The organism is Bacteroides caecigallinarum (genome assembly GCF_016902295.1).
Lineage (GTDB): Bacteria > Bacteroidota > Bacteroidia > Bacteroidales > Bacteroidaceae > Phocaeicola > Phocaeicola caecigallinarum_A.
Genome location: NZ_JACJLQ010000063.1, coordinates 1 through 7848 on the forward strand (window position 1 = coordinate 1; position 7848 = coordinate 7848).

Annotated in this window: 5 protein-coding genes and 1 tRNA gene; 2 read left to right on the forward strand and 4 right to left on the reverse strand. The window is 39.8% G+C overall.

Annotated elements, in window-relative coordinates:
* Window positions 1-2: 2 nt before the first annotated feature.
* The 3 genes from H6A27_RS13640 to rlmD all read right to left on the reverse strand — a co-directional run bounded on the left by H6A27_RS13640 (window position 3) and on the right by rlmD (window position 2735).
* Window positions 3-77 (reverse strand) — tRNA-Pro (locus H6A27_RS13640).
* Window positions 78-359: 282 nt separating this feature from the next.
* Window positions 360-1283 (reverse strand): RluA family pseudouridine synthase, encoded by a 924-nt coding sequence (locus tag H6A27_RS13645; RefSeq protein WP_204509082.1) that lies wholly within the window; start codon window positions 1281-1283, stop codon window positions 360-362.
* A gap of 27 nt (window positions 1284-1310) precedes the next feature.
* Window positions 1311-2735: a 23S rRNA (uracil(1939)-C(5))-methyltransferase RlmD gene (gene rlmD, locus H6A27_RS13650; protein WP_204401183.1), complete on the reverse strand. Its 1425-nt coding sequence runs from the start codon at window positions 2733-2735 to the stop codon at window positions 1311-1313.
* A gap of 262 nt (window positions 2736-2997) precedes the next feature.
* On the opposite strand from rlmD, the gene ppdK reads away from it, so the two are divergent.
* Window positions 2998-5721 (forward strand): pyruvate, phosphate dikinase, encoded by a 2724-nt coding sequence (gene ppdK / locus H6A27_RS13655; protein WP_204400954.1) that lies wholly within the window; start codon window positions 2998-3000, stop codon window positions 5719-5721.
* A 250-nt stretch (window positions 5722-5971) separates the two neighbouring features.
* Here the strand turns inward: ppdK and H6A27_RS13660 are convergent, their stop codons facing one another.
* A complete protein-coding gene (locus tag H6A27_RS13660; protein WP_204509084.1) occupies window positions 5972-7606 on the reverse strand; it encodes a DNA/RNA helicase domain-containing protein in 1635 nt (544 codons plus the stop codon).
* On the opposite strand from H6A27_RS13660, the gene H6A27_RS13665 reads away from it, so the two are divergent.
* Window positions 7497-7739: a hypothetical protein gene (locus tag H6A27_RS13665; RefSeq protein ID WP_204509083.1), complete on the forward strand. Its 243-nt coding sequence runs from the start codon at window positions 7497-7499 to the stop codon at window positions 7737-7739. The two genes, H6A27_RS13660 and H6A27_RS13665, sit on opposite strands and share 110 nt — an antisense overlap.
* The last annotated feature ends 109 nt before the right edge of the window (window positions 7740-7848 follow it).

Below are 7848 nucleotides of genomic sequence, written 5' to 3' on the forward strand. Positions count from 1 at the left end.
TGTCGGGGTACCAGGATTCGAACCTGGGACCCCCTGCTCCCAAAGCAGGTGCGCTAACCGGACTGCGCTACACCCCGAAGGCGTTTCTCTCAATTGCGGTGCAAAGGTACACGTTTATTTTTAATTGAGCAATAGTTTAGGTGAACTTTTTTCAAAAAAAATCACGCCTAATCTTTCACGTATTATTAGCCATAAATACATAATATGCATAATCCACTATAAATTAGCGTCATACATCATTCACTGAAAAACATGTATTTATTATCAAATATTCTGCAAAAAACGACCTGACGTTTTAGGTAAAACGTCAGCACGTTTTAACTAAAACGACAAGGCATTTTTAAAAAACGTTTCAACAATTATTTTCTAAGCATCAAATTCTTGAAAGGTGCCGGATATGGAGTTTCAAACTGCATCATCTCACCTGTAACAGGATGGTAGAAACACAGCTTGAACGCATGCAATGCAAGTCTTCCCAATGGGTCAGCTTCGCAACCGTATCTTGAGTCGCCAACAACCGGATGCCCCAAAGTCTGCATGTGAACACGAATCTGGTTCTTGCGGCCGGTCTCAAGATTAAGCTCAACAAGCGAATATCCGTTAGCGCGTTTAATTGTTTTATAATGAGTGATTGACAGTTTTCCTCCATCATCATAATCGCACGAACTTACATAAAGCGTACGGTCGGTAAGCCATGATCTGACAGTACCCTGATCCTTCTCCATATCACCCATAACGATAGATACATACCGTCTGTCGAACACTATATCATGCCAGTTATCACGCAATGTACGCTGCGTCTTTTCATCCTTTGCATACATCATTATTCCTGAAGTCTCCCTGTCAAGTCTATGTACAACATATATACGGTTTCCCGGGTGCTGGCGTTTTACATACTCACTCAAGATATGCTGAGCGGTTCTTTCTTTCTGACGCTCTGTTGCCACCGAAAGCAATCCCTCCTTCTTTTCCACTACTATAATGTAAGCATCTTCATAAAGTATATCAAGGAGCTTATGACGGAATTCATGCTTATTTTTCTCGCGGCTTACCTTAACAACCATTCCCGGTTTAAGCTGAAAATTATATTGTGTCTGAATATTGTTGTCAACCATTACCACTCTGTTTGTAAGCAAAGCTTTAACGCGTGTACGGCTGATACCAGACATTTCCTTCATAAGGAATTCCATGAGTTCAGCACCCTCTTTGACTTTGAATGCAGTATATTTTGTCGCAGCTCTTGCCACAGGACGTCCACCCTGTCTGTTCTTTCTATCTTCCACTTTTTTGTATGTAATTAATTAATCGTTTTATGACTTTCTTTTCTCAAGAAGGACTACGTTCTCAACATGATGAGTATGAGGGAACATATCAACAGGTTGTACTGCCGTCACCTTATACATAGAATCAAGCAACTGCAAATCACGAGCCTGTGTCGCAGGATTACAGCTTACGTACACAATTCTTTCAGGAGCAGCAAACATTATAACATTGATAACGTCGTTGTGCATTCCCGCACGCGGAGGGTCAGTAATGATTACATCAGGACGTCCATGCTCGTTAATGAAATCCTGGGTAAGAATATCCTTCATGTCGCCGGCATAAAACAGTGTATTGTCAATGCCGTTAATCTTAGAATTGACTTTGGCATCTTCTATAGCCTCAGGGACATATTCTATACCTATCACCTTCTTCGCCTTGCGCGAAACGAAATTGGCTATTGTTCCCGTACCTGTATATAGGTCGTAAACAAGTTCATCACCAGTCAATCCGGCAAATTCCCTTGCCACTTTATACAGGTTATAAGCCTGTTCAGAGTTTGTCTGATAAAATGATTTAGGACCAATCTTAAATTTCAGTCCTTCCATTTCCTCGAAAATATGGTCATTACCTTTGAATACCTTCACATCAAGGTCACCTATAGTATCGTTACATTTATTGTTTATAACATACATAAGCGATGTAATCTCAGGGAACGAGTCGGCTACAAACTGAAGCATATCCATCATCTTGACGCTGTCGTCATCAGTAACTACCTTAAATTGCAACAAGACCATCAGCTCGCCGGTAGTAGATGTACGGACCATCATATTACGAAGCAATCCTTCCTGAGAACGCAAGTCGAAGAAAGTATAGTTATGCTCGTATGCATAGTCGCGTATGGCATTTCTGATTCTGTTGGAGATATCATCCTGAAGCCAGCACTTCTCTATTGCCAGCACCTTGTCGAAAGCTCCCGGAATGTGGAAACCAACGGCATTCATCTGGTCATACTTCACGTCCTGCTTAACTTCCTCTTCAGTAAGCCAACGTTTGTTTGAAAATGTGAATTCAAGCTTGTTTCTATAGAATTTGGTTTTCTCAGAGCCAAGAATAGGTCTGAATTCCGGAAGTTCAATCTTTCCTATACGTGTAAGATTATCGAACACCTGTTTCTGCTTGTAACGTATCTGGTCTTCATACGACAAACACTGCCATTTGCATCCTCCGCATACTCCATAATGCTGACAGAACGGTTCCACTCTCATCGTGGATTTTTCGTGAAACTTTACAGCCACGGCTTCAGCATAATGGTTCTTCTTACGTTTCACTTGCAAGTCAACAACATCTCCCGGCACTACATACGGGACAAACACTACTAAATCGTTCACTTTAGCCAAGGCTTTGCCTTCTGCGGCTACATCTGTTATCGTTACCTTCTCCAATAAAGGTAGTTCTTTTTTCTTTCTTGCCACGTTATTTTTCAATAAAACCAATTTGGGAACAAATTTAGTCATTTTTTCCGACATTATACCATGTTTTTCAAAATAGTTGATTTTGCAATATAGACATAGCAAAAACATGTTGTAAAATATCAATTTAATATTTGATTATACGCAAATAATATATAGTTTTGCCATCGTTAAAGAATAACAGACAGTATTTTACATTATTTACGTTCTTACAATACTTGGAAAACTAAATAACATAAATAAATTTAAAAACCTTTCACTAAACATGGAAACAAAAAGAGTCTACACCTTCGGAAACGGTAAGGCCGAAGGAAAAGCTGACATGAGAAACTTACTTGGCGGTAAAGGTGCAAACCTTGCAGAAATGAATCTTATTGGCGTTCCAGTACCTCCGGGTTTCACAATTACTACAGACGTTTGTAATGAATACTATGCCGAAGGAAAAGACAAAGTTGTAGCACTCCTGAAAGACGACGTAGAAAAGTCTATCAAAGGAGTTGAAGAACTGATGAAATCTAAGTTCGGTGATGTAGAAAACCCATTGTTGGTTTCAGTTCGTTCAGGAGCCCGTGCCTCAATGCCTGGCATGATGGATACAATCCTTAATCTTGGTTTGAATGACGAAGTGGTTGTTGGACTTGCACGCAAGACAGGCAACGAACGTTTCGCATGGGACTCATATCGTAGATTCGTTCAGATGTACGGTGATGTTGTTCTTGGAATGAAACCTTCAAACAAGGACGATATAGATCCGTTCGAAGCTATTATAGAAGATGTAAAGAAAGCAAAAGGTGTACGCCTTGACAATGAACTCGACGTTGAAGACCTTAAAGTTCTTGTAACAAGATTCAAGGCTGCTGTTAAAGCTCAAACAGGAAAAGACTTCCCGTCAAACGCATACGAACAGCTTTGGGGTGCCATCTGCGCTGTATTCGACTCATGGATGAACGAGCGTGCTATCCTTTATCGTAAGATGGAAGGAATACCTGCCGAATGGGGTACTGCAGTAAACGTACAGGCAATGGTATTCGGTAATATGGGTGACACATCGGCTACAGGTGTCGCATTCTCTCGCGACGCAGCTACAGGTGAAGACCTATTCAACGGTGAATATCTGATTAACGCACAAGGTGAAGACGTGGTTGCAGGTATCCGCACTCCTCAACAGATTACAAAAATCGGTTCTCAGCGTTGGGCAAAACTTCAGGGAATTTCAGAAGAAGAACGCGTTACTAAATATCCTTCAATGGAAGAAGCAATGCCTGAAATATACAAAGAACTTGATGCAATCCAGACTAAACTTGAAAACCACTATCACGATATGCAGGATATGGAATTCACAGTTCAGGAAGGCAAACTCTGGTTCTTGCAGACTCGTAACGGAAAACGTACTGGCGCAGCAATGGTACGTATAGCAATGGAAATGCTTGAACAAGGCTTGATTGACGAAAAGACTGCCATCGAACGTTGCGAACCTAACAAACTCGACGAATTGCTACACCCTGTATTCGATAAAGAAGCGCTTCGCTCAGCCAAGACTCTGACAAGAGGTCTCCCTGCATCACCGGGTGCCGCTTGCGGACAGATAGTATTCTTTGCAGAAGATGCCGCACAGTGGAGAGCAGACGGTCATAGAGTAGTTCTCGTACGTATAGAAACCTCACCTGAGGACCTTGCCGGAATGACTGCTGCCGAAGGTATCCTTACTGCACGTGGCGGTATGACATCACACGCTGCTGTTGTGGCACGCGGTATGGGTAAATGCTGTGTATCTGGAGCTGGTGCCATTAACGTAGATTATAAGGCACGTACAGTAGAAATAGACGGAACTGTATTGAAAGAAGGTGATTACATTTCTTTGAACGGTAGCACAGGCGATGTATATCAGGGTGAAGTTCCAACAAAAGCTGCTGAAGTTTCAGGCGATTTCGCTAAACTTATGAACTTATGTGACAAATACACAAGACTTAAAGTACGTACAAATGCCGACACTCCTCATGACGCAGAAGTAGCACGTAGTTTCGGTGCAGTTGGTATTGGACTTTGCCGTACAGAACACATGTTCTTCGACAATCAGAAGATTATAGCAATGCGTGAAATGATTCTCGCCCAAGATGTTGAAGGACGTAAGAAAGCACTTGCAAAACTTCTTCCATATCAAAAAGCTGACTTCAAAGGTATATTCAAGGCTATGGACGGATGTCCTGTCAATGTACGCTTGCTTGACCCACCTTTGCACGAATTCGTACCACACGATTTGAAGGGACAGGAAGAAATGGCACAAGCTATGGGTGTGACAGTAGAATATATCCGTCAGAGAGTTGACAGCCTTTGCGAGCACAATCCTATGTTGGGTCATCGCGGTTGCCGCTTGGGTAATACATATCCTGAAATCACAGAAATGCAGACTCAGGCAATCCTTGGCGCAGCAATCGAATTGAAAAAAGAAGGCTACGACCCTCATCCGGAAATCATGGTTCCACTGACCGGTATTCTTTACGAATTCGAAGCTCAGGAAAAGGTTATCCGCAAAGCTGCAGCTGAACTGTTCGAAAAAGAAGGTGTGGAAATTCCATTCAAGGTAGGTACAATGATTGAAATCCCTCGTGCCGCTTTGACAGCAGACAGAATAGCATCGAAAGCTGAATACTTCTCATTTGGTACTAACGACTTGACACAGATGACATTCGGTTATTCACGCGATGATATCGCTTCGTTCTTGCCTGTATATCTTGAAAAGAAGATTCTTAAAGTTGACCCATTCCAGGTTCTTGACCAGAACGGTGTAGGTCAGTTGGTAAAAATGGCTGTTGAGAAAGGCCGCTCAGTACGTCCTGATTTGAAATGCGGTATCTGTGGTGAACACGGTGGTGAACCAACTTCTGTTAAGTTCTGCCATAAGGTTGGATTGAACTATGTATCTTGCTCTCCGTTCCGTGTGCCTATCGCAAGATTGGCTGCGGCGCAGGCTGCTATTGAGGAAGCATAAGCAATATAGGATAATATTTGATTTAGGCTGTAACGAACTGTTTATCAGGCGTTACAGCCTAAGTTGTTTTTAGGCGGTTCGTGCATTTGTCCGCAAAAAATGAGCCAAATAAACGGTACTTGCTTACAAATAGCTTACAAAACTGAGAGGGTACGTTTACAAAGAACTTACAAAAGTAAAACTATTATTTTTAGTAATGGTTTCAGATTGTTATCTGAAATTTTGACAACATATATATAACTAAATTTATTTAGATTTCTTCTAAACCTAAAGACTTTAAATATTTATATGTACCGTCATAAAATTCTGGAAGTCTTGTCGGATTTTCCGGAAATCCACCGGGTATTTTGTTATTATTACCTTTTGGAACACAAATTACCATACCAATACGTGCGCGTGTAAGTAACACTCTATAAGCATTCAACATATACTTCCTTCGCTCAATACTACTGTCTGTTCTTCCTGTCTCTTCACGCCAGGCAGTTTTCCCATTAAAATTATAAAATCTCCATTCCCTATTATAACATCTAATATCTGCATCCCATAAAAGACAAGTATAATCCAATTCTAAACCTTGAACTTGAATTTCTGTTACAGCATCTTCGAGATAATTTGATGACCTAACATCATTCTTATCTTCCAAAAACCAATGAACAGCATTCTCATCTCCTTGTTCTAGGATACTAACAGCCAATGGTTTAAATATAGCAGCAGCTTTACTTACCAAAACACCTGCCTTTTGTGACCCTCTAGTTTGCGAACGTAACCAAGCTCTAGCTTTATCCATATCTCTTGTAAGCATAATTGGATAACGATCCTTTATCTTTGCATACCATTCAGAAGCATCAGGATTAAATGACAACAAAGAATGTACAAAAGCAGATAAACTTTCCGCTCTGAATGAACGTAGACTTACACCTAAATGAAGATTAGACGAATATGTTACTCGATTATTTTTACTCAATAACTCATTAACTCGACCATCTGCATATTCTTTTTCTGTTAGTTTATCAGATATGTATATTTTCCAGTGTTTAAACTTATCATTAAGAGCATTTAACCACTCAGAAATACCAGCTTCTCCTGTATTTATTTCCTGACCTCCTCCTATCAAACATACTATTGTAGCCCAATCCTCTCGTTGATCAAGAGACCAAATCAAAAAAGCAGCTTCCGAATATGGAAAATTTTCTATTTTAAGCTTATTTCCATAGGTTCCTCCCCTTTTAATTTTATGGGTCCATGAACGCTGTGCTTCATCAAAAATTGCAACATGTTCCACTTCGCCATAGCCAGATTTAGCAAGTTTTATAGCTTTATCCGGATCTATTTCCAGAACTCCATTTCTGACAGGATTCTTTATTTTGGCTAACATATTATCTCTATATCTATGTATAATCTGTATAAACTTGCTTACCTCCCTTCTTGAATCCGAAAGGTTCTTTCTTTCACAACGTTCCTTACACTTCTTTTGGTTATCAACTGCTAATGCTTCTGTAAGAACTGCAACTAATGGTCCATTACCTGACAGATAAACAGCTCCTTCATCTTCGATAAATTTATCTCCATCCTGATAAGACTGCTTCACAGCTACATCCAGACCAACTAAAGTCTTTCCAGCTCCAGGTACACCAGTAACAAAACAAATACTCTTTTGTTTATTTTCACGACTTTGCTTGATTACATTAAGAATATAATTTATTGTTTTATCTGTTGAAACTTTATCAGCCTCATGTCTTGTAATATCTTCAACAGTATGATTATCATAAAGTTTCTTGGCTGCTTCAATAATTGTTGGTGTTGGAGAATATGGACTTATAATCCAATCTAAACCTAGACTCGGATCATCATTAATCGCACCTGAATGTACAAAAACATTAGAAATAAGTTTTTGTAATCCCTTTTCACCCGTTACCTATAGATTATATATAGAATCTTCATATACTGAAGAAGTAAATACATTTGAACTAGAATTAAATTTTGTTGGAACAAGAATTGGAACAATTATTCTATTCTGACTTAACCCAAGTTTGATAGCCAAAAAAAATTTTTAGTTATTTTTTAGCTGTATAATTTCACTAATCCATTGATTATCAGCTTTAGCATTTCTCAAAATTAAAATGTAGT